This is a genomic window from Actinoplanes sp. NPDC000266, from assembly GCF_042899005.1.
Classification (GTDB): domain Bacteria; phylum Actinomycetota; class Actinomycetes; order Mycobacteriales; family Micromonosporaceae; genus Actinoplanes.
The window spans coordinates 195603-220781 of sequence record NZ_JBIAZI010000011.1; the positions used below are offsets into that span (position 1 = coordinate 195603).

The 25179-nt window shown below is 71.6% G+C and carries 30 protein-coding genes; 17 read left to right on the plus strand and 13 right to left on the minus strand.

What is annotated here, in order from left to right:
* Positions 1 to 22 precede the first annotated feature (22 nt).
* Together ACFY36_RS38415 and coaD are read left to right on the plus strand one after the other, a co-directional pair.
* Positions 23 to 1843 (plus strand): ATP-binding protein, encoded by a 1821-nt coding sequence (locus ACFY36_RS38415; protein WP_499750818.1) that lies wholly within the window; start codon positions 23 to 25, stop codon positions 1841 to 1843.
* A 4-nt stretch (positions 1844 to 1847) separates the two neighbouring features.
* Positions 1848 to 2255, plus strand: coding sequence for a pantetheine-phosphate adenylyltransferase (coaD, locus tag ACFY36_RS38420; RefSeq protein ID WP_499750819.1), 408 nt, complete (start codon positions 1848 to 1850; stop codon positions 2253 to 2255).
* 11 nt (positions 2256 to 2266) lie between these two features.
* Here the strand turns inward: coaD and ACFY36_RS38425 are convergent, their stop codons facing one another.
* Entirely contained in the window at positions 2267 to 2686 is a 420-nt protein-coding gene (locus tag ACFY36_RS38425; protein WP_499750820.1) for a DUF6069 family protein, read from the minus strand.
* A 132-nt stretch (positions 2687 to 2818) separates the two neighbouring features.
* Between ACFY36_RS38425 and ACFY36_RS38430 the strand changes: the two genes are divergently transcribed.
* The 3 genes from ACFY36_RS38430 to ACFY36_RS38440 all read left to right on the plus strand — a co-directional run bounded on the left by ACFY36_RS38430 (position 2819) and on the right by ACFY36_RS38440 (position 4925).
* A complete protein-coding gene (locus ACFY36_RS38430) occupies positions 2819 to 3964 on the plus strand; it encodes a sensor histidine kinase (protein ID WP_499750821.1) in 1146 nt (381 codons plus the stop codon).
* On the plus strand, positions 3952 to 4614 hold the full coding sequence (locus ACFY36_RS38435) for a response regulator (protein ID WP_499750822.1): 663 nt from the start codon (positions 3952 to 3954) through the stop codon (positions 4612 to 4614). Before ACFY36_RS38430 ends, ACFY36_RS38435 begins: the two co-directional genes overlap by 13 nt.
* A 65-nt stretch (positions 4615 to 4679) precedes the next feature.
* The gene (locus ACFY36_RS38440) at positions 4680 to 4925 is read left to right on the plus strand and encodes a DUF2630 family protein (RefSeq protein WP_499750823.1); all 246 of its coding nucleotides are present in this window, start codon (positions 4680 to 4682) and stop codon (positions 4923 to 4925) included.
* Positions 4926 to 4977: 52 nt separating this feature from the next.
* On the opposite strand, the gene ACFY36_RS38445 is transcribed toward ACFY36_RS38440, so the two are convergent.
* A complete protein-coding gene (locus tag ACFY36_RS38445; protein WP_499750824.1) occupies positions 4978 to 5895 on the minus strand; it encodes a serine protein kinase RIO in 918 nt (305 codons plus the stop codon).
* 142 nt (positions 5896 to 6037) lie between these two features.
* The gene (locus ACFY36_RS38450) at positions 6038 to 6688 is read right to left on the minus strand and encodes an HAD family hydrolase (protein WP_498658260.1); all 651 of its coding nucleotides are present in this window, start codon (positions 6686 to 6688) and stop codon (positions 6038 to 6040) included.
* Positions 6689 to 6853: 165 nt separating this feature from the next.
* Between ACFY36_RS38450 and ACFY36_RS38455 the strand changes: the two genes are divergently transcribed.
* From ACFY36_RS38455 to ACFY36_RS38470, 4 genes are all read left to right on the plus strand, one after another.
* Positions 6854 to 7432 (plus strand): TetR/AcrR family transcriptional regulator, encoded by a 579-nt coding sequence (locus tag ACFY36_RS38455; RefSeq protein WP_499750825.1) that lies wholly within the window; start codon positions 6854 to 6856, stop codon positions 7430 to 7432.
* 113 nt (positions 7433 to 7545) lie between these two features.
* A complete protein-coding gene (locus ACFY36_RS38460; protein WP_499750826.1) occupies positions 7546 to 8454 on the plus strand; it encodes a TIGR04222 domain-containing membrane protein in 909 nt (302 codons plus the stop codon).
* 37 nt (positions 8455 to 8491) lie between these two features.
* Entirely contained in the window at positions 8492 to 9316 is an 825-nt protein-coding gene (locus ACFY36_RS38465) for an MbnB/TglH/ChrH family RiPP precursor modification enzyme (RefSeq protein ID WP_499750969.1), read from the plus strand.
* The gene (locus ACFY36_RS38470) at positions 9313 to 9795 is read left to right on the plus strand and encodes an SCO6045 C-terminal-like domain-containing protein (RefSeq protein WP_499750827.1); all 483 of its coding nucleotides are present in this window, start codon (positions 9313 to 9315) and stop codon (positions 9793 to 9795) included. Before ACFY36_RS38465 ends, ACFY36_RS38470 begins: the two co-directional genes overlap by 4 nt.
* A 44-nt stretch (positions 9796 to 9839) precedes the next feature.
* Here the strand turns inward: ACFY36_RS38470 and ACFY36_RS38475 are convergent, their stop codons facing one another.
* Both ACFY36_RS38475 and ACFY36_RS38480 read right to left on the minus strand, forming a co-directional pair.
* A complete protein-coding gene (locus ACFY36_RS38475; RefSeq protein ID WP_499750828.1) occupies positions 9840 to 10274 on the minus strand; it encodes a hypothetical protein in 435 nt (144 codons plus the stop codon).
* 156 nt (positions 10275 to 10430) lie between these two features.
* Positions 10431 to 10769 carry a nuclear transport factor 2 family protein gene (locus ACFY36_RS38480; protein WP_499750829.1) on the minus strand — a complete coding sequence of 113 codons (339 nt, stop codon included), beginning with the start codon at positions 10767 to 10769 and terminating at the stop codon, positions 10431 to 10433.
* 119 nt (positions 10770 to 10888) lie between these two features.
* Between ACFY36_RS38480 and ACFY36_RS38485 the strand changes: the two genes are divergently transcribed.
* From ACFY36_RS38485 to ACFY36_RS38500, 4 genes are read left to right on the plus strand one after another with little or no spacing between them, the layout of a single operon-like run.
* Complete coding sequence (locus ACFY36_RS38485; protein WP_499750830.1) at positions 10889 to 11602, plus strand: helix-turn-helix domain-containing protein; 714 nt, start codon at positions 10889 to 10891, stop codon at positions 11600 to 11602.
* Between the two features lie 24 nt (positions 11603 to 11626).
* On the plus strand, positions 11627 to 12388 hold the full coding sequence (locus tag ACFY36_RS38490) for an SDR family oxidoreductase (protein ID WP_499750831.1): 762 nt from the start codon (positions 11627 to 11629) through the stop codon (positions 12386 to 12388).
* Positions 12385 to 12933 (plus strand): G/U mismatch-specific DNA glycosylase, encoded by a 549-nt coding sequence (gene mug / locus ACFY36_RS38495; protein ID WP_499750832.1) that lies wholly within the window; start codon positions 12385 to 12387, stop codon positions 12931 to 12933. Before ACFY36_RS38490 ends, mug begins: the two co-directional genes overlap by 4 nt.
* Positions 12930 to 13487, plus strand: coding sequence for a TIGR03086 family metal-binding protein (locus tag ACFY36_RS38500; protein WP_499750833.1), 558 nt, complete (start codon positions 12930 to 12932; stop codon positions 13485 to 13487). The genes mug and ACFY36_RS38500 overlap by 4 nt, the downstream gene beginning before the upstream one ends.
* A 6-nt stretch (positions 13488 to 13493) precedes the next feature.
* On the opposite strand, the gene ACFY36_RS38505 is transcribed toward ACFY36_RS38500, so the two are convergent.
* The 4 genes from ACFY36_RS38505 to ACFY36_RS38520 form a co-directional block, all read right to left on the minus strand.
* Positions 13494 to 15416 carry an ABC transporter ATP-binding protein gene (locus tag ACFY36_RS38505; protein ID WP_499750970.1) on the minus strand — a complete coding sequence of 641 codons (1923 nt, stop codon included), beginning with the start codon at positions 15414 to 15416 and terminating at the stop codon, positions 13494 to 13496.
* Between the two features lie 95 nt (positions 15417 to 15511).
* Positions 15512 to 16306 carry an enoyl-CoA hydratase/isomerase family protein gene (locus tag ACFY36_RS38510; RefSeq protein WP_097322430.1) on the minus strand — a complete coding sequence of 265 codons (795 nt, stop codon included), beginning with the start codon at positions 16304 to 16306 and terminating at the stop codon, positions 15512 to 15514.
* Positions 16303 to 16530 carry a helix-turn-helix domain-containing protein gene (locus tag ACFY36_RS38515; RefSeq protein WP_097322431.1) on the minus strand — a complete coding sequence of 76 codons (228 nt, stop codon included), beginning with the start codon at positions 16528 to 16530 and terminating at the stop codon, positions 16303 to 16305. Before ACFY36_RS38515 ends, ACFY36_RS38510 begins: the two co-directional genes overlap by 4 nt.
* A 440-nt stretch (positions 16531 to 16970) precedes the next feature.
* Positions 16971 to 18575, minus strand: coding sequence for an ABC-F family ATP-binding cassette domain-containing protein (locus ACFY36_RS38520; protein ID WP_498658250.1), 1605 nt, complete (start codon positions 18573 to 18575; stop codon positions 16971 to 16973).
* A 208-nt stretch (positions 18576 to 18783) separates the two neighbouring features.
* On the opposite strand from ACFY36_RS38520, the gene ypfJ reads away from it, so the two are divergent.
* A complete protein-coding gene (gene ypfJ / locus ACFY36_RS38525) occupies positions 18784 to 19689 on the plus strand; it encodes a KPN_02809 family neutral zinc metallopeptidase (protein ID WP_499750834.1) in 906 nt (301 codons plus the stop codon).
* On the opposite strand, the gene ACFY36_RS38530 is transcribed toward ypfJ, so the two are convergent.
* Positions 19686 to 20318 carry an acVLRF1 family peptidyl-tRNA hydrolase gene (locus ACFY36_RS38530; RefSeq protein ID WP_499750835.1) on the minus strand — a complete coding sequence of 211 codons (633 nt, stop codon included), beginning with the start codon at positions 20316 to 20318 and terminating at the stop codon, positions 19686 to 19688. The two genes, ypfJ and ACFY36_RS38530, sit on opposite strands and share 4 nt — an antisense overlap.
* Before the next feature lie 32 nt (positions 20319 to 20350).
* On the opposite strand from ACFY36_RS38530, the gene ACFY36_RS38535 reads away from it, so the two are divergent.
* Positions 20351 to 21019: a DNA alkylation repair protein gene (locus ACFY36_RS38535; protein ID WP_499750836.1), complete on the plus strand. Its 669-nt coding sequence runs from the start codon at positions 20351 to 20353 to the stop codon at positions 21017 to 21019.
* Here the strand turns inward: ACFY36_RS38535 and ACFY36_RS38540 are convergent.
* From ACFY36_RS38540 to ACFY36_RS38550, 3 genes are all read right to left on the minus strand, one after another.
* Positions 21016 to 21603, minus strand: a complete 588-nt coding sequence (locus ACFY36_RS38540) for a LysE family transporter (RefSeq protein ID WP_499750837.1) — start codon at positions 21601 to 21603, stop codon at positions 21016 to 21018. The two genes, ACFY36_RS38535 and ACFY36_RS38540, sit on opposite strands and share 4 nt — an antisense overlap.
* Positions 21604 to 21717: 114 nt before the next feature.
* Positions 21718 to 22656: a hypothetical protein gene (locus tag ACFY36_RS38545; protein ID WP_499750838.1), complete on the minus strand. Its 939-nt coding sequence runs from the start codon at positions 22654 to 22656 to the stop codon at positions 21718 to 21720.
* A 6-nt stretch (positions 22657 to 22662) separates the two neighbouring features.
* Positions 22663 to 23394, minus strand: a complete 732-nt coding sequence (locus ACFY36_RS38550) for an MBL fold metallo-hydrolase (protein ID WP_499750839.1) — start codon at positions 23392 to 23394, stop codon at positions 22663 to 22665.
* A 71-nt stretch (positions 23395 to 23465) separates the two neighbouring features.
* Here ACFY36_RS38550 and ACFY36_RS38555 point away from each other — a divergent pair, with 71 nt between their 5' ends.
* Positions 23466 to 24434 (plus strand): GlxA family transcriptional regulator, encoded by a 969-nt coding sequence (locus ACFY36_RS38555; protein WP_499750840.1) that lies wholly within the window; start codon positions 23466 to 23468, stop codon positions 24432 to 24434.
* A 9-nt stretch (positions 24435 to 24443) separates the two neighbouring features.
* Complete coding sequence (locus ACFY36_RS38560) at positions 24444 to 25139, plus strand: histidine phosphatase family protein (protein WP_499750841.1); 696 nt, start codon at positions 24444 to 24446, stop codon at positions 25137 to 25139.
* The last annotated feature ends 40 nt before the right edge of the window (positions 25140 to 25179 follow it).

Sequence of the window (25179 nt, forward strand, 5' to 3'; positions counted from 1 at the left end):
AAGTCGTGCCGATCGGGTGAGGGTGAAGGCTCTTTCCAGGCGGCAGACATGGGCCTGGACCGCCGTCGTGGTTCTGCTCGGCGTCCTGGCCAGCGTCGGTGCCGGCGTGATACTGCAACGCCAGCAGCGGCAGGGCTTCGACGCCGTGATGGACCGCCGCGCCGGGCTCGTCGCCCAGGCCGTCACCAACCAGGCCGCCCGCTACATCGACACGCTGCGCACGACGGCCGGCGCGATAGGCGCCTTCGAGACCCTCAACGCTTCGAAGTTCGCGCAAACCGCGGCCCCGCTCGCCCAACTCCGGCTGGCCGGCGCCACCTCGCTGACCTATCTGATCGCGACCGAACGGGTCGGCGTGGCCACCGCCCAGGCGAAATGGCGTACTCGGGGCGTACCGGATCTTGTCCTGAACCCCGACGTGAACTTCCAAGAACACATCTTTCCCATCTTTTCCGTACGTCTCGACGGCAGCACCCCGTCGACGACCACCAGCGACCTTTCGGCCAGCGCCATCCCCGCGGCGACCTTCGCCGAGGCGCGTCGCACCGGCCAGGTCACGATCTCCGAGCCGTACGTCCTCAGCCGCGACCGCTCGTTGCCGGAGGAGCAGAGGCAGAGCTCGTTCGTCCTGACCACCGGCCTGTGGGGACCGCCCGGGGCCGGCGGGATCAAGCCGTTCCGCGGCTGGCTGCTGATGGGCCTGCGCAGCGAGACCTTCCTCGGCGACAGCCTGCGCCTGGTCGCGCAGAGCGGCATCGACGTCACCCTCCAGGCCGGCAACCCCGACGGCCTGCCCGCGGTCGTGGCGACCCTGCGCGCCGTCGCGCCCGGCCTGCGCGACCTGCACCGCACCGTCACCATCCCGGTGGCCCAGCGGCATTGGACGATCACCGTCGCCTCGCCCGCCTCGACGCTGCCGGGCACCAAGAACCTGCCACCGGCCGTGACCATCGCCGGGCTCCTGTTCACCGTCGCGCTCGCCCTGCTCGTGCATACGCTGGCCAGCGGGCGGGCCCGCGCCGAGGCCCGGGTCGTGGCCGCGACCGCCGACCTGCGGGCCACCCAGATCGTGCTGCGCCAGCAGACGGCCGACCTCACCGCGTTCGCCGGCGTCGTCGCCCACGATCTCAAGGCGCCGCTGGCCACCGTGCGGGCCCACGCCGAATGTCTCGACGAGGAGCTCGAGGGCCGCTCGGCGGTCGACGCCGACGAGATCCGCCCCGACCTCCGCAAGATCACGTCGGGCGTGGCCCGGATGGGCACCCTCATCGACGACCTGCTCACCTACGCCGCGGCCCGCGAGGGCGGCGTCCAGCCGGTCGACCTGGACCTGCACGCCCTGGCCGACGAGGTGGCGATCGCCCACCTCGACGCCGCGAGCGCGGCCCGCCGCCCGATGCCGACCATCTACGTCGGCGACCTGCCACCGGTCGCGGCCGACCCCGCCCTGATCCGGCAGCTGCTGAACAACCTGGTCGGCAACGCCGTCAAGTACACGGCGGCGGGCCGGACGCCCCGCGTCGACGTCACCGCGCACGCGACCGAGGACGGCCGGAAGGTGGTCGTCCAGGTGGCCGACCGCGGCCTCGGCGTGCCGGCCGGCCAGCACGAGGCGATCTTCAACGGCTTTCACCGGGCCCACCTCGCCACCGGCATCCCCGGAACCGGCCTCGGCCTGGCGATCTGCCACCGCATCGTCGAACGGCACGGCGGCGTCATCACCGCCGAGGACAACCGTGGCGGCGGCACGATCATCACGTTCTCCCTGCCCGCGGCCATCGGCGCCCCCGTGTCGCCGGCGCCGCTGGACGCTGATGCCGCCCAGCCGCAAGCGCTAATCTGAGCCGATGGTGCGAGCGGTCTATCCCGGCACGTTCGACCCGCTCACGCCGGGACATCTCGACATCGCCGACCGGGCCCGCCACGTGGCCGGCCACCTCACGCTGCTGGTGGCCGTCAACGGCGCCAAGCAACCGACCCGGGCCGAGGCCGAACGGGCCGCCGCGGTGCGGGCGGCCCTGCCCTCGAGCTGGGAGAACGTCGTCGTCGTGCCCTGGGCCGGCCTGACCGCGACGTACTGCCGCGAGCACGACATCGACGTCATCATCCGGGGCGTGCGCAACGCGACCGACATCCGCCACGAGCAGGAGCTGGCCGCGATGAACGAGTCTCTCGGCGTCACCACGCTGCTCATGGCGGCCCGCCCGGCCCTGGCCAGGGTCTCCTCGACGGCCGCCCGCGCCCTGGGAGTCTGACCGGCCCGTTGTCAGCGGCATGACCGGCGCCCCGGCAGGCCGGCGATCAGCGCGATGCCGACGGTGAGGTGCATGCCCAGCAGCACCAGCTTGCTGTTCAGGCCCTCGCCGCTGCCCAGCGGGCCGGCCAGCGAGATCAGCAGGACGGCGATCGCGATGATCCGATAGGTCCGGACGGGGTGGCGGGCCTTGCGCTCGAGCAGGGCGAGCAGACCCCAGGCGGCCAGGCCGGCGAGCAGGGCGGTGGCCACGACGGCGGCCGCGCCGATCGGCTGGACCGTGCCGCCCCGCCGGACGGCGAGGTCGAGGCCGCCCCACGGAACGTTGACGGCCCATAGGAGCAGGGAGCCGGCCGCGCCCGCCGCGACGGTGATCGCGCGGCCCGGCCAGGTGGCGGTGGTGCTTGCGATGTCCCGCATCTCGTTCGTCATGGCGATGAGCTTGGACCCCCGGGACCTTCGCGCACATCGGACTTCGGACATCGCCGAACCCTTCCAAGGAAGGGTGCCCGCACCTACTTAAGTAGGTGTCGCGGTCGTACGCCCACCGGTTAGCGTCGCCCGGTGACCGCCTCTCCCCGCCGTCCCGGCGCCTCCGCCGTCGTCACGATCGTGACGGTGTCCGGGGTGCTGATCGTCTCGACGCTGTTCGCCCGGTGGGGCGGCCGGGCGCTCGGCCCGCTGTTCGCGCTCGACGTCGTGGCGGGCGTGCTCAGCTGGGCGGTGACCCCGCTGCTGGTGTGGCGGCCGGTCACCGGCACGGCCGTGCTCACCGTTCTGGCCGCCGTGTCGCCGGCCGCCACACCACCGGCCACGATCGGCGCGCTCCAGGTGGCGTGGCGACGGCCGTTCCCGGTGGCGATCGCGACGGCCGGCGCGGGCGTGGCCGCGCACGCGGTTCAGGGCGCCTGGCGGGCGAACAGCGCCATGTCGTACGGGTGGTGGCTCGTGCTGATCACCATCGGCTACGGGGCGCTGCTCGGCTGGGGGGCGTGGGCCCAGGCCCGCGCGGCGCTGATCCGTTCGCTGCACGAGCGGGCCGAGCGGGCCGAGGCGGAGCAGGGCCGCCGCGTGGCCGAGGCCCGCATGCTGGAACGCCGCAAGATCGCCCGGGAGATGCACGACGTCCTCGCGCACCGTCTGTCGCTGCTGGCCACGTTCGCGGGCGCCATGGAATACCGGCCTGACTCCTCGCCCGAGCGGTTGTCCCAGGCGGCCGGCGTGGTCCGGGCCGGTGTCCATCAGGCCCTCGAAGAACTGCGCGAGGTGATCTCGCTGCTGCGCGACGACGATCCGCCGGACGGCGAGCCGGCCCGTCCCCAGCCGGTGCTGGCCGACGTTCCGCGCCTGGTCGAGGAGTCGCGCGGCGCCGGCACCGAGGTGCTGCTGCGCGACGCGGTGGAGGAGCCGGCCGAGGCGCCGCCGACGGTCGCCCGCACGGCTTATCGGGTGATCCAGGAGGGCCTGACCAACGCCCGCAAGCACGCCGCCGGCCAGCCGGTGCGGGTCGCGCTGCGCGGCGGGCCCGGAGCGGGTCTGGAGGTCGAGGTGCTCAACGCGCTGCCGCCGGAGGGCGCGCCGCCGGGGTGGTCGGGCGGGGCCGGGCTGGTCGGGCTCACCGAGCGGGTCCAGCTGGCCGGCGGGCGGCTCGACCATCAGGCCGGCGGGGGCGAGTTCCGGCTGCACGCGTCGTTACCATGGCCGGCATGACCCGGCCGGTGCGCGTACTCGTGATCGACGACGACGCGCTCGTCCGGGCCGGGCTGACCATGATGCTCGACGGGGCGCCCGGCATCGCGGTGGTCGGCGAGGCCGGTGACGGCGACCAGGCGTCGGCGGCGGCCGACGCCCACGCGCCCGACGTCGTGCTGATGGACCTGCGGATGCCCCGGGTCGACGGCATCACGGCCACGCGCCGGCTGCGGGCCCGCCCGCGGCCGCCCGAGGTCATCGTGCTGACCACGTTCGACACCGATGAGAACATCCTGCACGCCCTGCGGGCCGGCGCCAGCGGCTTCCTGCTCAAGGACACACCGCCGGCCCGCATAGCCGACGCCATCCGCCAGGTCGCGGCCGGCGAGCCGATCCTGTCGCCGCGCATCACCCGGCGCCTGATGGACCGCGTCGCCGTTCAGGCCGGCGCCTACGCGAGCGCCCGGGCCGTGCTCGCCTCGCTGAGCCCGCGCGAGCACGACGTGGTCGTGAGCATCGGCCAGGGCCGCAACAACGCCGAGATCGCCGCCGCCCTCGACATGACCCTGGCCACGGTGAAATCCCACGTCTCCCACATCCTGACCAAGCTCGCCCTCGACAACCGCACCCAGATCGCCCTGCTGGCCCACGACGCCGGCCTCGCCTGACCTGGCGGCGCTCGTCACAGCGTGACCGGATGGGGGCGGGGCGGGACTGCCCTTAGGCTCTTCGCATGGATGACAACACCGTTCTGGGCAAGATCAACGGCCTGGTTGATGAAGAGCACAAGCTGCGGCAGCAGCTGAGCAAGGGCGAGATCTCCTCCAGCGAGGAGCACTCCCGGCTCAAGGAGCTCGAAGAGGCGCTCGACCAGTGCTGGGACCTGCTGCGCCGGCGGCGGGCCGCCCGGGAGTTCGGCAACGACCCGAACTCCGAGCAGGCCCACAGCGTCGGCGAGGTCGAGGGTTACCTGCAGTGACGCGGCTCCGGCCGCGGGCGCCGAGGTTTCGGCGGCCGCGGACCGGGCCGTCTCATCTCAGCCCAGCCTCGTAGAGGAGCCGTTCGAGCAGCTCGTCGGCCTCCACCCGCAGACCGCGCTGGGTGAACCAGGCCGCGACGTTGCGCACGTCGCGGGCGATGAAATCGGCGCCCTGCGGGTTCGCGACCACGTCGACGATCTGCGGCAGGTCGATCAGCACGAGCCGGCCGTCGTGCACCAGCGTGTTGTACGGCGACAGGTCACCGTGCGCGACCTGCGCCCGGGCCAGCACCGACAGCGCGTCGGTCATCTGCTGCCACAGGTCGGCCAGCTGGTCGGGGTCGGCGCGCACCTGCGCCAGCCGGGGCGCCGCCTCGCCGGTCTCCCAGTCGCCGATGAACTCGAGCATCAGCTCGGTGCCGATGATCTGCACCGGATAGGGCACCCGGACCAGGCCGCTCTCCTGCCCGACCTGCCACAGGTGGGACAGGGCGCCGAACTCGGCGATCGCCCACTGCCCGGAGATCATCTCCTTGCCGAAGGCGGTGCGGTTGTTCATGGCCCGCATCTCGCGGGACCGGCGCACCCGGCGGCCCTCGAGATATCCGGCGTCACGGTGAAAGAGCCGGTGGTCGCCGTCGCGGTACCGCTTGGCGGCCAGCATGCTGATCTTGTCGGTGCCGGGAACTTCCCGCCGGACCAGGAAGACGTCGGCTTCCTTACCGGTCTTCAGCATGCCCAGCTCGGTGTCGACGGCGCCGTGCTCAGTGCGTACCCAATCGGGTCTCGGCTCCGGGCCGTGAAGCGCGCCATCCCAGGTGGACCAGCGATCGCCGACCTCGGGAAGATCGGGATCCTCCTGCAGCTGCGGCTCGAGCCGCCCCCGCTTCAGGAAGTTGGAGTCGTCGTCGTCGAACTTGCGACGGCCGCGGCGCATGGTCGCCGGGCCGAAAGAGTCGTGCTCTCGCACTGGAGGGTCTCCTCGGAGAAGGAAGGAAGAAGAACTGGAATCCGGGCAGCAGTCATCACAAAGACAGCCATGGAGTCCACCCCCTTCTCTCTCGTCGGTACGCGGGTCACTTTGCCGTGCCCGCTGAGGCCGTGCAACCTATTTATCGCGCGGTCGCCATGATCTCGGAGAGCCCCTGGATCACGTTGCCGACCACGCGCGTGGGCGCGAACCGGTCGTCCATCCATTTACGACCGCGATGCAGCCACACGCTGGGCAGGGCCATCGCGGCCGCGCCGCCGATGTCGGCCTCGGGACTGTCGCCCAGCACCCAGGCTCCGCCGAGACGCATCCGAACCCGCTGCGCGGCGAGCGCGAAGATCCGCGGGTTCGGCTTGCTCACGCCGGCCTGCTCGGAGATCACCCAATCGGCGACGTAACGGTCCAGACCCGTACGGCGGATCCGGGCTTCTTGAATCTCGCCCTGGCCGTTGGTGACCACGACGGGCACGAAGCCCGCGTCGGTGGCGATCTTCAGGGCACAGCCGACCAGCGGATCGAGCTTCTCGTAGGCGAGCGGGCCCTCGTGCAGCTCGTCGACGACGTCGATCGAGGGAATTCCGAGGCCGTACCGCTCGCGGATCAGATCGGCCAGGTCCCAGCGCGGGGTCAGACCGTCGGCATCCACGGAGAGTAACCAGTCGAGATCGTCCTGTGGTGCCCCGATCTCGTCTAGGAAACCCTTTGCCCACAGCCTGAAGGCACCGCTGCGGTCGAGCAGGGTGTCATCGAGAGCGATCAGGACGAGAGGCACGCGGGCACTTTACGTGACCGAACGGGCAAGCGAACAGACCGGGCTTGTAAACAAGTTACGGGCGGGATGGGGGAATTCGCAGCATCCGTCCGATGACCGTGGCGTGTCTGGCAAGACGTACGTACGGATTGCATGGCCAGCACGCCGCGTGACAACATCCAGAGCGTGCCCAGAGTAAGCCAGGACCAGCTTGACGCGCGCCGACACGAGATTCTCGCCGCCGCGCGCGACTGTTTCGCCCGGTTCGGATATGAGGGTGCGACGGTCCGGCGGCTCGAGGACGCGACCGGGCTGTCCCGAGGGGCGATTTTCCACCATTTTCGCGACAAGGAATCTCTCTTCCTCGCGGTGGCCGAGGACGACGCCGCCGCGATGGTCGCGACCGTGACCCGCAACGGTCTCGTCCAGGTGATGCGCGACCTGCTCGACCGCGCGAACAACAGCGAGGGCGACACGGCCGGCTGGCTCGGCAGCCAGCTCGAGGTCTCCCGGCGGCTGCGCACCGACCCGGCCTTCGCCAAGCGCTGGGCCGAGCGGTCGGCCGCCATCGCCGACGCGACCCGTGAGCGCCTCCAGCGGCAGCGCGAGGCCGGGGTGCTGCGCGACGACGTGCCGGTCGAGGTGCTGACCCAATTCCTCGAGCTGGCGTACGACGGCCTGGTGCTCCACCTCGCCACAGGGCGCCCGCCGGGCGAGCTGAGCCGGGTGCTCGACGTGGTCGAGGAGGCCGTCCGCCGGGGCTGACATTTCGGGCGCCGTGCGAGTTATCCACAGATCGTCACCGCCCACTCCCGCGACGTTGCGCGCATCTGCACAATGAGGGCCACAGACGCGACGAGCACGGGAGGTTAAAGCCCATGAACGACACGTGGGGGATCCCCGGCCCGACCTTCCTCATCTACTACATCGCCGCCATGGTCCTGGTGGCGATGCTGGCCTGGTTCCACCGCAAGGCGCTCTTCCGCGGCATCCGCTTCGCCCGGGTCGACCAGCTCGGCCCGCAGCAGATCGCCTACCTCAACGGTGGCCCCAAGCTGGCGATCTATTCGGCCATGGGCGGCCTGCGGGCCGCCGACGCCATCGGGACCGGCCCGGGCCGCACGCTCGTGCAGGCCGGTCCGCTGCCCAGCGGCGTCACTCCGCTCGACAGCGCCGTCTACAACGCCGCGGCCCGGCGCCTGCGCGCCCGCGACGTGTTCACCGACCAGTCGGTGGTGTCGGCGGTCGAGCAGCTCAGCGATCACCTCGAGGCGAGCGGCCTGGCGATCGGCGCGGCCAAGCTGCGTGAGGCCCGGGCGTGGGCGCTGGCCGGCATCGCCCTGATCCTCATCGGCGTCGCCCGCATCATCGACGGCGTCGCCAACGACAAGCCGGTCGGCTTCCTCATCCCACTGGTCTTCTTCGCGGTGATCCTGACGGTCGCCCTCTACACGCGCAAGCGCTGGACCACCGACGCGGCGCGCCGCCACATGCGGGGCCTGCGCGACCAGAACCGTCACCTCTCCCCCAGCCAGTCGCCCTCGTTCGCGACGTACGGGGCCACGGGCGCGGCCATGGGTGTGGCCCTGTGGGGTTCCGCTTCGCTCTACACGATGGACCCCGCGTTCGCGGCCGAGGCCGAGGTCCAGCGCATCGCCGCCACCGGCGGGGCGGGCGGCTCGGTCAGTGGTGGCGGCGGCGACGGCGGTTCCGGCAGCAGTTGCAGCGGCGGCTCCTCCTGCGGAGGCGGCGGCGGGTGCGGCGGCGGAGGCGGTTGCGGTGGCTGACCGTACGGGCATCGGCCACCCGCAGCCGGAATCCGGGATCGGGTACGGAGTCGAGTACGGCGTCGGTATCGGGTGGCGGCCCGAGATCGCCGGGTTCGTGGCCGATCTGCCGGGGCTGCGGTTCGCCGAGGTGGTCGCGGAGTCGGTCCACGCGCACGGCGAACTGCCCAGCGGGCTCGAGGAGCTCCTCCAGCGGGGCGTGACGGTGATCCCGCACGGAGTGCGGCTCTCGCTGGGCGGGGCCGAGCCGGTGCCGGCCGACCGGGTCGAGCATTTCGCGGCCGTGGCCGAGCGGCTCGGCGCTCCGCTGGTGAGCGAGCACATCGCCTTCGTGCGGGCGGGTGGCATCGAGGCCGGGCATCTGCTTCCGCTGCCCCGCACCCGCGAGGCCGTGGCCGCGGTGACGGCCAACGTGCGGCGGGTGCAGGCGTCGCTGAGCGTGCCGATCGCGCTGGAGCCGATCGCCGCCCTCTTCGACTGGCCCGACGACGAGCTGACCGAGGCCCAGTTCATCACCGAGATCCTCGACCGTACGGGCGCCCTGCTCCTGCTCGACGTGGCCAACGTCTACGCGAACGCCCGCAACCGCGGCGCCGACCCCGAGGAATTGCTCGACGGGCTGCCGCTCGACCGGGTCGCGTACACCCACGTGGCCGGCGGCGCCGAGCATCAGGGCCTCTACCACGACACCCACACCGACGCCGTGCCCCAGCCCGTCCTCGACCTGGTCGCCTCGCTGTGCGCCCGCCACCGCCCACCGGCTCTCATGCTGGAACGCGACGGCGACTATCCACCGGCGGCCGAGCTGCGCGCGGAGCTGGACGCCATCGCCAAGGCCTCCGGTTATCCGAGCGTCACATGACCGAGGGAGAGGGTGACCACGCAGGACAGCCCGGCGGCGGACCGGGGAGCCTGGCCGGCCGCCAAGCCGCCCTCGTCGAAGCGCTCACTGCCGGCCGATCCGTACCGGAAGGGTTTGACGGCTTTCGCTTCGAGGCGGCGCGAGTGGCGCTGTTGCGCAAGCGGGCCGGCGAGGTCTCCCGGCAGTGGCCGATGTTGGCCGCCGGCTTCGGCGATCGGTGGAAGGGTGAGTTCGCGCGGTGGGCGGCGGAGCGGCCGACCCGGGGATCGCTGCGGGACGGCTGGGATCTCGCCCGGGAGCTGCGGGGACGCAACGCGCTGCCCTCGATGGCGGCCCCGGAGCTCGCGGAGCGGGAGGCGACCTTCCGATATGACGGTCAGTCCTCGCCGAGACCCCGTCGCGGTCCCGCACTCCGCGCCGCCGCCGGCGCCGTCGTGCTGCGGGCCGGGAGTTCGACATGGGTCCTGCGCCGTCCATGACATCAAGAGCGCCGTCCACGACATCAGGAGCGCCGTCCACGACTTCAGGAGCGACGGCGTGAACGCTTTCGGAAGCGGCGCCGGAGCGCTTCGAAGGCCAGGCCGGCGACGGTGGCGGCAACGGCCACACCCACGAGGCTCAGGGCGTCATGGGCGCCGGCGCGACGGGCCACCGACGGGTGCGCCGGCGAATACTCGACGCTGATCTCGTCGCCGACCGATGCGCCCAGGCCCCACCATGGCTGCTCGACCCAGGCCTCGCGCTGGTGGCCGTCGACCGGGAAGACGACCTCGGCGCTGCCGGGGCCGCGCGACGCCGTGGAGACCTCGATGACCGAGGCCGCCACGACGCGGTGGCCGAGATCGAGGATGATCTCGGCACGGGCCACCATGAACAGGCCGGCGCACGCCGCCACCAGGCACAGCCCGGTGAAGGTCAACGCGGCGTACAGACCCGCCGTATTGAGCCACGCCGGCACGCGGGAGCGCTCCATCGGCGGGCCGGCGGGACCCGGGATCAAGCCTCGGCGCTTGCGCGAGGGCCTGGGTTTCTTCGCGCGTCGCCCGGCCACCCGACCATGATCACCCAGGAGGGCACGGCATGGCAGTTGCGCTGGTCACGGGCTCGGGGGTGACTAGGAACGGTCGAGGAAGCCCAGCACGCGGCTGATGCGGCCGCCGGCGTCGAGCTCGGCCACGTCGAAGCCGGCCGCCGGGCCCAGGGTCCAGGTGAAGCGGACCTGGTCGTGGTGGCCGTCGATCAGGCCGCCCGGTGCGAACTTCAGGCCGGGGAAGTGCTGGTGCACGCCGCCGATCAGCTCGGACAGCGCGTCGCGCCCCTCGACCGCGGCCAGCGGGTCGACGTAGCGGACGTCCTCGGCGAACAGGGCGCCGATCGCGGTGCGGCGGGCGGCGGCGTCGCTCTCGTTCCACACGGCCAGGTAGCGGTCCACCACGGTCTCGAAGTCGGTCATGGCTGCGTCCTCTCTCGATGCGAGTTGTCGGTGCGACCACCGTCGCCCGGCACCGGTAGGGGCGTCGATTACCTCGCAGGTAATGGCCGCCATGACCCCGCCGCCCCTAGGGTCGTCGCATGACCGACGTGGGGCAGCGGCTGCGCGACTGGCGGACCGGACGGCGGATGAGCCAGCTGGAGCTGTCGGCGCAGGCCGGCGTCTCCACGCGGCATCTCTCCTTCGTCGAGACCGGGCGGTCCCGGCCCACCCGCGACATGATCCTGCGGCTGGCCGAGGAGCTCGACGTGCCGCTGCGCTCCCGCAACGAGCTGCTGGTGGCCGGTGGCTTCGCGCCCGCCTACTCCGAGTCGGCGCTGAGCGGGGCCCCGCTCGCCGCGATCCTCGCCTCGCTGCGGAACGTGCTCAAGGGCCACGAGCCCTACCCGGCGCTGCTCGTCGACCGGAACTGGACGATGATCGACGCCAATGCCGCCGCGGGGCCGCTGGTCGCGGGCTGCGCGCCGTGGCTGCTCGAACCGCCGGTCAACGTGCTGCGTCTCTCGCTGCACCCGGACGGTCTGGCGCCCCGCATCCGCAACCTGGCCGAGTGGCGGGGCCACATCCTGCACCGAGTGACGGGCACGGAACTACACGACGAATTGTCCGATTACCCGGGTGGGATCGACAAAACGGACGCCGGACTGGTCGTACCGCTGAAGATCGATGATCTCAGCTTCTTCAGCATCACCTCGGTGCTCGGCACGGCCCGGGACGTCACCCTGGCCGAGCTGATGATCGAGTCTTTCCTTCCCGCCGATGAGACCACCGCGGCCGCCCTGCACCGCCGCTGACCGGCGGCTGGCAGGATCGAGGGCATGGATCTCGGACTGGCCGATCGCGTCTACGTTCTCACCGGTGCCTCGCGGGGGCTCGGGTTCGCCACGGCGGAGGCGCTGGTCGCCGACGGCGCCAAGGTGGTGATCTCGGCGCGCGACCGTGACCGCGTCGAGGAAGCGGTCCGGCAGCTGGGCGGCGAGCGGCACGCGGCCGGGGTGGTCGCCGACCTCGCCGACACCGAGGCGCCGCGCCTGCTGGCCGACACCGCGGTGGAGCGGTTCGGCCGCTTCGACGGGGCGATGATCTCGGTGGGCGGCCCGGCCCTGGGCACCGCGGCCGCGATGACCGACGAGCAGTGGCGCGACGCCTTCGAGACGGTCTTCCTCGGCACGATGCGGGCGGCCCGGGTCTTCGCGGCGGCGCTGCCGGAGAGCGGCGCGATCGCGCTCGTGCTCTCCACCTCGGTCAAGGCCCCGCTGACCGGCCTGGGCCTGTCCAACGGCCTCCGGCCGGGTCTCGCCATGGCGGCGAAGGACATGGCCGACGAGTACGCCCCTCGCGGCATCCGCATCGTGAGCCTGCTCCCGGGCCGCATCATGACCGACCGCAACCGGGAGCTGTTCGCGGCGACCGGTGACGCGTCGGCCGCCGCGGCCGACGTCGCGTCGAAGATCCCGATGCGCCGCCTGGGCGAGCCGGCCGAGTTCGGCCGGGTGGCCGCGTTCATGCTCTCCCCCGCCGCCAGCTACGTCACCGGTTCCCTGATCGCGGTCGACGGCGGGAACACGCGCGCCCTGTGAAGCCCACCCCGGCCGAGATCGCGGCCGCCGCCGACGGCATCATCCCCGACCTCATCGGCCCGAACCTGCGCGTGTTGTTCTCGGGCATCAACCCGAGCCTGTATTCGGCGGCGACGGGCCACCACTTCGCCCGCCCCGGCAACCGCTTCTGGCCCGCGTTGTACCGCTCCGGCTTCACCCCGGGGCTGCTGCATCCCTCCGAGCAGTTCGAGCTGCCCACGATGGGCCTGGGCATCACCAACGTGGTCGCCCGGGCCACCGCTCGCGCGGACGAGCTGGCCCCCGCGGAACTGCGAGCCGGCGGCGAGGCACTTGCGGCGAAGGTCCGAAATGCGCGGCCAAAAACACTGGCGGTGCTCGGCGTGACGGCGTACCGAACGGCTTTCGCCAGACCCAAGGCCAAGATGGGGCCCCAGGAAGAGACCGTCGGGGGAAGACCGGTCTGGGTGCTGCCCAACCCGAGCGGCCTCAACGCGCACTACACGGTGGACACCCTCGCGGGGGCCTTCCGGGAGCTGCTCGATTCGCTACCGTCTACGCCATGACGACCGAGATCAGTACGTTGTTGGCGGCGGCGGCTGACCGGACACTCCCGGTGATCCGGGAGGTCCGCGACGGCCAGCTCGACGAACCGACCCCCTGCGCCGAGTTCCGCGTCCGCGACCTGCTCAACCACCTCTTCCAGGTGGTGGTGAACTTCCAGGCCCTGGCCGTGCGCGAGCAGCCCGACTTCAGCACCACGCCGGACGTGCTCACCGGCGACTGGCGGCAGCGCTTCGCTGACGAGACCGCCACCCTGATCGAGGCCTGGTCCGACCCGGCCGCCCTCGAGGGCAACTCCCCCGGCATGGGCCTGCCGCAGGCGGTCGTCGGCAACCTCGTGCTGGTCGACCTGACCGTGCACGGCTGGGACCTGGCCCAGGCGACCGGGCAGAGCTACGAGCCCGACCCGGCCGCCGTCAAGGTGCTGGCCCCGGTCATCGGCCAGATGGCGCCGCAGGGGCGGAAGATGGGCGTCTTCGGCGACGAGGTGGACCCGCCCGAGGGCGCCAGCGATTTCGTCCGCCTGCTCGCCGTCAGCGGCCGGGCCTGCGTCTGAGCCGCCTCATGGCTCGATGGCCCGGGCCGGCACGGTGACCACCTCGACCTCCTCGGCGTACGCGGCCGGGGAGGTCTCGGCGAACTGGGTGCGGTAGAGCTCCGCGTAGAGCCCGCCGGCGGTGACCAGCTCGTCGTGGCGGCCGCGCTCGACGATGCGGCCCTTGTCGAGCACGAGGATCTGGTCGGCGTCGCGGACCGTGGAGAGCCGGTGGGCGATGACCAGCGCCGTGCGCCCCTCGAGGGCCGCGGTGAGGGCCCGCTGCACCGCCGCCTCGGACTCGCTGTCGAGGTGGGCCGTGGCCTCGTCGAGCACGACGATCGACGGGCGCTTCAGCAGCAGCCGGGCGATGGCCAGGCGCTGTTTCTCGCCGCCGGAGAAGCGGTAGCCGCGCTCGCCGACGACCGTCTCGAGGCCGTCGGGCAGGCCGCGGACGAGGTCGGCGACCTGGGCGCCGCGCAGCGCCTCCCACATCTGATCGTCGGTGGCGCCGGGCCGGGCGTACCGCAGGTTCTCCGCGATCGTCTCGTGGAACAGGTGGGCGTCCTGGGTGACGACGCCGATGGTGTCGCGCAGCGAGTCGAGCGTGGCGTCGCGCACGTCGACACCGCCGACCCGCACCGAGCCCTCGGTGACGTCGTAGACCCGTGACAGCAGCATCGAGGTGGTCGACTTGCCGGCGCCGGACGGGCCGACCAGGGCCACCATCTGGCCGGGCTCCACGGTGAAGTCGACACCGCGCAGCACGGGCGCCTGCTCCGTACGGTCGAGGGTGACCACGTCCTCGAGCGTCGCCAGCGACACCTCACCGGCGCTCGGATAGCGGAAGTGCACGTCGCGGAACTCGACGCGGCCCCCACCGGAGGGCAGATCGACCGCTCCCGGCTTCTCCTCGATGCCCGGCTTGAGGTCGAGCACCTCGAAGACCCGGTCGAAGGAGACCAGCGCGCTCATCACGTCGACCCGCACGTTGCTGAGGGCGGTCAGCGGACCGTAGAGCCGGGTCAGGAGCAGGGCCAGCGTCACCACGGTGCCGGCCGTGACGCTGCCGGCGACCGCGAGCCAACCGCCCAGGCCGTACGTCAGCGCCTGCGCGAGGGAGGCGACCAGCAGCATCGCGACGAAGAACGTGCGCGAGTACATCGCCTGCTGCACGCCGATGTCACGGACCCGCGAGGCCCGCTCGCCGAAGCGGGCGGCCTCGGTCTCGGGCCGGCCGAACAGCTTGACCAGCATCGCCCCGGAGACGTTGAAGCGCTCGGTCATGGTCGCGTTCATCTTGGCGTCGAGGTTGTACGACTCCCGGGTGATGTCGGCCAGCCGCTTGCCCACCCGGCGGGCCGGGATGATGAACAGCGGCAGCATGACCAGCGAGAGCACGGTGATCTGCCAGGACAGGCTGAACATCACGGCGGCGGTGAGCACGAGCTGGATGACGTTGCTGACCACGCCGGACAGGGTGGACGTGAAGGCCCGCTGGGCCCCGGTGACGTCGTTGTTGAGCCGGCTCACGAGGGCGCCGGTCTGCGTGCGGGTGAAGAACTGCAGCGGCATGCGCTGGACGTGGTCGTACACCTTGGTCCGCAGATCGAGGATGATGCCCTCGCCGATCCGCGCCGAATACCACCGCTGGGCGAGCGAGAGGAAGGCGTCGATCACGGCGAGCCCGGCGATGAGCAGCGCGAGACGGATCACGAGGGACGCGGCGCCGGCGCCGCCGCCGGTGATCGCGTTGACCACGTGGCCGGCGAGAAGGGGCGTGGCCACGCCGATGCCGGCGGCGAGGACCACGGTGATGAGGAAGACCAGGATGTCCCGGCGGTAGGGACGGGCGTAGCGCAGGATCCGCCGGGTGGTGCCCCGGCGGAGGCGGTGCTCGGCGACCCGGTCCGAGTTCTGGATCGAGCGAAGCATGGTCCAGCTGGGCATGCTCATCTCGTCACCTCCCGGGCGGTCGTGAAATGCGGGCAGCGACAGTCTGCCCCGGGGGTACGACAACCCGGGCGGTGCGAGAATTCCTTAGATCACTCGCCGCTTCCCAGCAGCTCGCGCACGCGGCGGGTCTGTGCCTCACGCTCGGCGCGGTCCTGCTCGGCGTACGAACGGAGCCCGGCCCCCGACAGCAGGGCCTTGATCTCGCTGGTGGCGCCCGCGTCGGCGGCGATGATGGCGGCCGTGAGGTCGGCGACCGTGCCGGAGAGCTCGGCGGCGGGCACGACCGTGGTGGCCAGGCCGATACGCTCGGCCTCGTCGGCGGCGATGCGCCGGCCGGTCAGGCAGATCTCGAGCGCGCGGGACGGGCCGGTCAGCTCGGCGAGACGTTTCGTCCCGCCCAGGTCCGGCACGAGCCCGAGCGTCACCTCGGCCATCGAGAACTTCGCGTCGTCGGCGAGCACCCGGAGGTCGCAGTTGAGCGCGAGCTGAAAACCGGCGCCGATCGCGTGCCCCTGAACGGCCGCGATCGTCACGATGGACGGGTTGCGGAGCCAGGTGAACGCGGCTTGGAAGCCGGCAATCCGATCGGCGCACTCCTCTGGTGACAACTGCGCGAGCTTCACGAGTGAAGAATCGCCATCACCGCGCGCGACCGACAGATCCAGGCCCGCGGAAAAGGAACGTCCCTCACCACGGACAATGACGACTCGCACGTCGCCCGGTAATTTCCGCGAAATGTTCGCGAGCTCGGCCCACATCGCGGGTGTCTGCGCATTGAGCACCTCGGGCCGGGACAACGTCACCGTTGCCACCGGCCCGTCCAGGTCGTAGCTAACGCCCGACTCGTCGGCGGGGGTGCCGGGTGCGGCGTTGCCGGTCGTCACGCCTTCTTGCGGCGACGCGCGCCGCCACGCTGGCGTAGCTGCACGCCGGATTCGGTGAGCACGCGGTGCACGAATCCGTAGGAACGGCCGGTCGAAGCGGCGAGCGCGCGAATGCTCTCACCGGAGGTGTAACGCTTGACCAGATCCTTGGCTAACGACTGGCGCTCTGTGCCGACGATTCGCCGACCCTTCTCGGTGCTGCTGGCGGTGCCCGTGGCTGGCATGCTGAATCCTCACATCCGGAGACTGTGCGGTTCGATACGGTCTCACCTATTAGACCGCCTCCAACGATCATGCGCTAGGTATCCAGGCTTAGCCAACGTGCCCATTTGCCACTGTCAGGAACTTGACGATGACCACGGCCATCAATGTCAGACAGTTAACTGACGTTAGGGGCGGCAGCTTTCCGACGGCCGGGTCCACATCGGCACGACCCGGACCAAGACCATCGATCACCTGCACAAACACTCGATCGAGGACACCCGCCGACCGGATATGACGCAGCGTCGATATGGCACGCACCGAGCGCTCCGATCACGAGTGTGCCAACTTTGCCGCGATCAAGCCCATGCCCGACCTGACCGCAAACGCCCGAACGTCGCACTGTCTGTGTGGGCACTGGTTGACAACCGACGATCGCGATGATTGCCGATCGAGGCGCCGATCAGGCCAGCTCGACGAGCTCCAGCAGGTCGTCGCTCCACGCGTCCTCGTCGCCGTCGGGCAGCAGGATCGCCCGGTCCGGCTTCAGCGCCTGCACCGCTCCGGCGTCGTGCGTGACCAGCACGATCGCGCCCGGATAGTTGGCGATCGCGTCGAGCACCTGCTCCCGGCTGACCGGGTCGAGGTTGTTCGTCGGCTCGTCGAGCAGCAGCACGTTGGCCCCCGAGCAGACCAGCGTGGCGAGCGCCAGACGGGTTTTTTCACCACCTGAGAGGACACCCGCCGGCTTGTCGACGTCGTCACCCGAGAAGAGGAACGCGCCCAGGATCTTGCGCAGCTCGGTGTCGGTCTGCTCGGAGGCGGCGCTGCGCATGTGCTCCAGGATGGTGCGGTCGACGTCGAGCGTCTCGTGCTCCTGGGCGTAGTAGCCCAGCCGCAGGCCGTGCCCGGCGCGCACCTCGCCGGTGTCGGGCTCGAGCAGCCCGCCGAGCATGCGCAGCAGTGTCGTCTTGCCGGCGCCGTTGAGGCCGAGGATCGCGACCCGGGAGCCGCGGTCGACCGCCACGTCGACATCGGTGAAGATCTCGAGCGAGCCGTACGACTTCGACAGGCCACTCGCCGTCAGCGGCGTCTTGCCGCACGGGGCCGGGCTCGGGAAGCGCACCTTGGCCACCTTGTCGGAGACGCGCTGCTCCTCCAGGCCGCCCAGCAGTTTCTCGGCCCGGCGGGCCATGTTCTGCGCGGCGACCGTCTTGGTGGCCTTGGCCCGCATCTTGTCGGCCTGGGCCATCAGGGCGCCGGCCTTCTTCTCGGCGTTGGCCCGCTCGCGGCGGCGACGGCGCTCGTCGGTCTCGCGCGACTCGAGATATTTCTTCCAGCCGACGTTGTAGATGTCGACGACCGACCGGTTGGCGTCGAGATACCAGACCTTGTTGACCGCGGCGTCGAGCAGCTCGACGTCGTGGCTGATCACCACGAGGCCGCCCTTGTGCTGGGCCATGTATCCGCGCAGCCAGGCGATCGAGTCCTGATCGAGGTGGTTGGTCGGCTCGTCGAGCAGCAGGATGCCCTTGCCGTTCTGCCCGGAGTCGGCGAACAGGATGCGGGCCAGCTCGATGCGGCGGCGCTGGCCGCCGGAGAGGGTGCCGATGGTCTGCGCGAGCGCGCGGTCGGGCAGGCCCAGGTTGGAGCAGATGCGGGCGGCCTCGGCCTCGGCCGCGTATCCGCCCAGGGCGGAGAACTGGTCCTCGAGGTGGCCGTAGCGGCGGATCAGTTTGTCGTCGGCGCTCTCCTCGAGCTCGATCTCGAGCTTCTGCATCTCGGAGATGATCGAGTCGAGACCGCGGGCGCTGAGCACGCGGTCACGGCCGGTGACGTTCAGGTCGCCGGTCCGCGGGTCCTGCGGGAGATAGCCGACCTCGCTGGTGCGCTCGACGGCGCCCGCGTACGGCTGGCCCTCGCCGGCCAGGACCTTCAGGGTGGTGGTCTTGCCCGCGCCGTTGCGCCCGACCAGCCCGATCCGGTCACCCGGCTGCACCCGCAGGGTGACCGGGGACAGCAGGATGCGGGCGCCGGCGCGCAGTTCCAGTCCGGTGGCGGTGATCATGATTGAAGGCTCGCTCTCGAAGAAAAAGAAGGCTGACTCCGGACACGCGAAAGCGCCGGCCATCTCAGGGGAGGCGGTCGGCGCGGGGCAGGTCAGTCTTCGCAGAGCAGCACCCGGCAATAGTACCGGGCACCCGCTGACACCTCCCAACCGATTAACGATCAAGATCAACGGGTACACGCCGGGCACACTGCTCAGTGAGGATGAGATGGAACTCAACGAGAACGCCGACATCGATACCAGTCAGGTCGAGGATCGACGTGGATCCGGTGGAGGAGGCGGCGGCCTGGGCGGCCTGCCGATCCCCATCGGTGGCGGCGGCCTCGTCGGCATCATCATCACTCTCGTGATCGCCGTGGTCGGAGGCTACTTCGGCATCAACGCCATGGGCGGCTCCGACCAGGCCGCGGACAACGGCAACATCAACCAGGAGTGCGCCGACAAGGCGACCGCGACCAAGCAGCTCGACTGCCGCAACGTGCTCTTCGTCAACTCGATCCAGGCCTACTGGAAGCAGGAGACGCCGGACGCCTTCGGCATCCAGTACGAGCCGGCCAAGACCGTCTTCTTCTCCAACCGGGTGAGTACGGCCTGTGGCGCGGCCGACTCCGGGGTCGGGCCCTTCTACTGCCCCGGCGACAACCAGGTGTACATCGACCTGACCTTCTACCAGGTCCTGGCGAAGCAGCTCGGCGCTCCGGGCGAGTTCGCGCAGCCGTACGTGCTGGCCCACGAGTACGGCCACCACATACAGGACATCACCGGCACCGAGGCGAAGATGCGCCGCGCTCAGCAGGGCGCCGGCGACGCGGAGAAGAACGCGCTCTCGGTCAAGCTCGAGCTGCAGGCCGACTGCTACGCCGGCGTCTGGTCCAAGGCCGCCAGCAGCACCACCTCGGCCAACGGGCAGCGCATCTTCACGAGCCTGACCGACCAGGACATCCAGGAGGGCATCCAGACGGCCGGGCAGATCGGCGACGACACCCTCCAGAAGCAGGGCGGCGGGACGGTCAACCCGGCCGAGTTCACCCACGGCACCTCGGCCCAGCGCCAGCAGTCGTTCCGCACCGGCTTCGACTCCGGTGACCCGAAGAGCTGCGACACCTCTTTCTAAGGCTCCTTGACCAGCACGGACACGGACCGGGCCCCGGCGATCGCGGACACCAGCACCGCGTGCCGGGGCTCGGGCACGTCCAGGAACCTTTCCGCCCGGACGGCGGCCAGCGGGGCCAGCGGGGGCGCGGCCAGGATGGCGTCGACCGCCGTGCGGTCACCGCCCGTGACGAGCGCGCTGAGGTGACGTACCTCCGGGAGAAGAATGCGCCCCACGATGCCGGCGCCGTCGGCAGTAGCCGCTTTTGCCTGGTTGTCACGGCGGCGGGCGAAACGTTGCTGCGACCAGCCACCCGCGGCCGTACGGCCTTGGACGTAATGGGTGTCCACCTTGGAGGCGACCAGCTCGTCACCCTCCGCGATGCCGACCGCCACGGCGCCCTTGCGGGCCAGCAGCAACCCCAGCCGCCGCGGCCGGCCCGCCTCGATGATCAGCTCCGCGATGGTCCCGGCCTCGGGCGCGCCCGGCGGCACCTGCCAGGCCGCCGTCGCGCCGTCCTCGGCGATCAAGGTCAAGCCCTTTTCGGTGTACGGGCCATGACGGCGCGCGAAGTTCTCCAGCCAGCGCGGCAGCCGCCCCGGCGCGACATCCACCCATTTCCCGCCGCCGGCGGCCGCCCGTTCACCCATTCTTGTCACACTACGGTGGCAGGATCCGGGTCGTGACCGAGCTGCTCTCCCGCCTCGACGCCCACCTGCGGCCGGCCGCCGACCCGGCGCGGGCGGCGGCGCAGGCGAAATACATGCGCGACCAGTTCCCGTTCCTCGGCCTGGCCTCGCCCACCCTGCGCAAACTCGAGCGCGCCGCCCTGTCCGGCCTGCCGCGACCGGCCGAGGACGAGTTGCGGGCGACCGCCCTCGCCCTGTGGGATCGCGACGAACGCGAATACCAGTACGTCGCCTGTTCCTACCTGACGCGTCACGTCGGCGTGCCCGGCCCCGGTTTCCTCGACGTCGCGCGCACGCTGGTCACCACGAAAAGCTGGTGGGACACGGTCGACCCGCTCGCCACCCGCTTCACCGGGGGCCTGGTCCGCCGACATCCCTCACTGACCGCGTCGATGGACGAGTGGGCCCGCGACGACGACATGTGGGTGGTCCGCACGGCCATCCTGCACCAGCTGCACTACGGCGCCGGCACCGACGCCGACCGGCTGTTCCGCTACTGCCGCGACCAGGCCGGCCACCGCGACTTCTTCGTGCGCAAGGCGATCGGCTGGGCCCTTCGTCAGTACGCCCGGACCGACCCGGGCGCGGTCCGCGCCTTCGTGAGCGAGAACAGCGCCCGGCTCTCCGGCCTGTCGATCCGCGAGGCCACGAAGCATCTTTAGCCGGCTAGGAGTTTGACGGCGAGCACGGCGATCACCGCGCTGGAGACCAGTGAGGTGATCACGCGGCCGCGCTCGCCGGTCAGCCATCGGCCGATCAGCGAGCCGCCGCCGGCGATCACCAGTTGCCAGCTGGCCGAGGCCAGCACGACGCCCACGACGAACCAGGCGCCGCCGCCCGCGCCGCCCAGCACCAGGGCCGCGAAATAGATCACGGTCGCCGGGTTGAGGAGCGTCAGGCCGAGCACTCCGGCGTACGCCCGTAGCGGTGTCGCCGCCCGCTGGTCACGCTCCGCCGGCGCGCGAAAGGCGGCTCGCGCCGTCATCGCCGCCAGCACCAGCAGCACGACCGCGGCCACCCAGCGCAGCGGCTCCGCGACCGGTGCGATGGCGGTCGCCACCGCCGCTCCCCCGGCCACGGCGATTGCCGCGAAGACCCCGTCGGCGGTGGCCGCACCGAGTCCGGCCGCCGCGCCCACCCGCAGCGAGACGCGCGCGCTGAGCCCGGCGATGAGCACCCCGATGGCACCCATGGGCAGCGCTACGCCGTAGCCGGCGACCACGCCGGCCAGAAACGCCCCGCTCATGACGGCGGGAGGAGGACCGCCGTTTCGCTGAGCCCGGCCTGCTGCCGCCGCTCGGCCCGATCGGCCGGAGCGACGGTGGCGGCGAGGTAGGCAATCGGCTTGGTCACGCCGCCATCATGCGCGGCCGTCCTCGTTGATCGCGACCGAATTAGCGCGCACGGTCTGCCACTGCTCCCACGCCAGCCGGGGTTCGAGGTCCGCGTACCCGCGGCCGCGCTCAATCTCCTTCGCGTCGGCGTGGCTCATCATCATGCAGGCGCCCTCGTCGGTGACGGTCTCCACCTCTTCGCGGCGCAGAGGCCGGCCGGCCTTCTCCTCAGCCGCGGTCAACAGAGCCACCAGCGGCGGGATGAACACGGGCCGAGCCTCGCCCCGCGCGTCGGCCCGGCCGCCCTCTGCGCCGAGACGCCAGACGCCGAACGGGTTGTGGCACGGGTGACCCGGCGGATAGCCATCGTCGGACCAGCGCTCCAGCCGGCGGCGCGGGGTGTCCGCGTCGGGGGCGAAGGTGTCGCCGCTGACCAGCACGGGATCCTCCGCCAGCTGATAGACGTTCAGCACGCCCAGCAGCTCGTTGGCCGCGGCCGGTGGCGCTTCGACCTGCGCGTCCGGCAGCCCGAAGGCGTGCATGCCGCACGTCCGCGACACCTCGCCGTCCTGCAATGCCACCACCGCGCAGTGGTAGAGCGTCCACGGGTCGCCGCCCCGGAGGGCCTCGACCCAGCGGGCGACGGTCCAGCCCAGCTTCGACTGCTCGAGGCGTACGCCAAGCGCCCCGGCCTGGCCCAGCGCGGCGATCAGCGTCGCCACCTCTCCGGAGCCGGCGCCGAGATGGACCGGCAGATCCAGAACCAGGGCGCTGCCCGCCCCGGCGACGGCACGCTGTTCCTCCCTCGACATGGTGCCGTAGCCGAACGCCTCGCCGAACGAGCCGTCGTTGGCCACCCACTCGGTCGTCGCATCGTCCAGGGTCACACCGGACCGCTGGAGCGAGCCCTGCCACTGCGCCATCGTCGTCGCCGTCCCGGGGACGAAAAGCCGTACGCCTGTCATGCCGCGCTATTTTGCCGGATCCGGCTCCCGGAGGCGGTCCTCGAGGCCGGCGGCGGCGAAGGCGGTGCGCACGTCGCCGATCGACTCGGTGAAGTGCGCCCAGCTGTCGATGTGGACGGGCACGACGGTCGCCGCTCCCAGGAGGCGGGTCGCCTCGACCATGCCGGCGGCGCCGATCGTCAGATCGTGATCGCCGACCAGCGGGGTGCGGGCGGCGCCGCCGAACAGGACGGCCACGCCGACACGCGGGAAGCGGGTGGCGATCTCGCGGACGACGTCGAGTGAGGCGTTGTCGCCGCTGACGTACACGGCCGGGCCGTCACTCTCCAGGACGAAGCCGGTCACCGGGCCGACCAGGTGCTCGGTGCCGTCCGGGCCGTGCTGGGCCGGGACCGCGGTGATGCGGACGTCGCCCACGGTCGTGCTCTCCCACGGCTGCAGGCCGCGGGCGTTGCCGCCCAGTCGCTCGGCGCCGGCCGGGGTGGTCAGCACCAGCGGGACCGTGGCGGCGAACGCACGGCCGGCCCGGTCGAGGTTGTCCGGGTGCTGGTCGTGGGAGAGCAGCACGACGTCGACCGGGCCGGCCGCCTCCGGCCCCGCGCCGGCGGGGGCGGTCTTGGTCAGGGCGCGGTCGCCGATCGGATAGTCGCCGGCGTCGTCGAACGTCGGGTCGGTCAGGAAGGTGAGGCCGCCCAGCCGGAACGTCACGGTGGGGCCGCCGAAGCCGCGGAAGTCCATGCGTCGAGTGTGTCCGGGCCGCCGGGGCGAACGGCAGTGGCTGGAAAGCCATCGTGCGATAGGTTCCAGCCATGACGCGTGATCCGGCCACGATCGGTGTGCTCATCGGCGACGGCGCCTCGATCCTCGAGGTGGCGGTCGCGCCGCGCGTCTTCGAGATCGACCACGGACCGCGCGGCGGCCCCACATTCGAGCTGCTGACCGCGGGCGAGCACGCCGGTCCGCTCACCACCACCGGCGGCATCACCCTGAGCGCTCCGCATCCGCTGGCCGCGCTCGACCGGGCCGGGGTGGTCATCGTCCCCGGCTGGCGACGGCCCGGCGGGCCTGAAGTCGGCGAGCCGGTTCGGAAGACCCTGCGTTCGGCGTACGAGGAGGGCGCCACCGTGGTCGGCCTGTGTCTGGGAGCGTTCGTGCTGGCCGAGGCCGGCCTGCTCGACGGGCGGCGGGCCACCACCCACTGGGTGTGCCTGCCCGAGTTCGCGGCCGGATTCCCGAAGGTCGAGGTCGTGCACGACGCGCTCTTCGTCGACGAGGGCCCGGTGATCACCAGCGCCGGCAGCGCCGCCGGCCTGGACGCCTGCCTGCATCTGCTGCGCCGCGAACACGGGCCGGAGGTCGCCAACGCCACCGCCCGCGCCCTCGTCGTGGCTCCGCAGCGGGCCGGCGGTCAGGCCCAGTTCGTCGAACGCCCGGTGCCGGCCCTCGGCCACGGCGATCCGATGACCACCGCCATGCGGTACGCGCTGGAGCACCTCGACGACACCACCCTCGACATCGACCGCCTCGCCGCCGCGGCCAGCCTGAGCCGCCGCAGCTTCGACCGGCGCTTCCGCGAGTCGGCCGGCTGTTCCCCGCTCCAATGGCTGCTGCACCAGCGGGTGCTGCGCGCCCAGCACGTGCTGTCCACGACCGATCTGCCGATGAACGCGGTGGCCCGGGCCAGCGGATTCACCGACGGGGTGGCCATGCGCCCGCACTTCCGCCGCCTGGTCGGGGTCCCACCGCAGACGTACCGGGAGAGTTTCTCCGCCAGGTAGGGTTCGATCATGGGTGTGGTTGCCGAACTCGTCCTCGTACGGCACGGGCAGAGCCTGGCCAATGTCGCTTTCCCCGATGCCGACGCGAAGGGCCTGCTGGAGGCGGAGGTGAGCGGCCGCGACGCCGAGGTCCCTCTGACCGACCGCGGGAAACAGCAGGCGGCCGCGCTGGGCGAGTGGCTGGGCCAGTTGCCCGAGACGGACCGGCCCCAGGTGGTCATCACGTCGCCCTACCTGCGGGCCCGGGAGACGTGGCGGCTGGCGGCGGAGGCGTCCGGGGTCGGGCTGCCCGCCCCCACCACCGACGACCGGCTGGTCGACCGCCTGCTGGGCGACCTGGAGATGATGACCCGGGCGGCCGTGGCCGACCGTTTCCCGGGCGAGGCCCAGCGGCGCACGGACGCGGGTGAATACCGCTACGCCCCGCCGAACGGCGAGTCGTTCGCCGACATCGAGGTACGCCTGGGCGCCTTCCTCGACGACCTGAACCGCGACCACGACGGGGAAAGGGTCATCGTGGTCGCCCACGACGCGGTCGTGCTGATGATGCGGGCCGTCATCGAGAAGCTCGACTGGGATCAGATCCTCGCCGCCGAGCGAGCGGCCGGAAGCGTCCGGAACGCGTCGCTCTCCCGCTTCGTGGAGGTGGACGGCCGGCTCGAGCTGGCCTACTACAACTCGGTGGACCATTTGCCGCAGGGCTGAGACGAGCCGAACGGTGGTTGTCCCGCACCCACCGCATCGT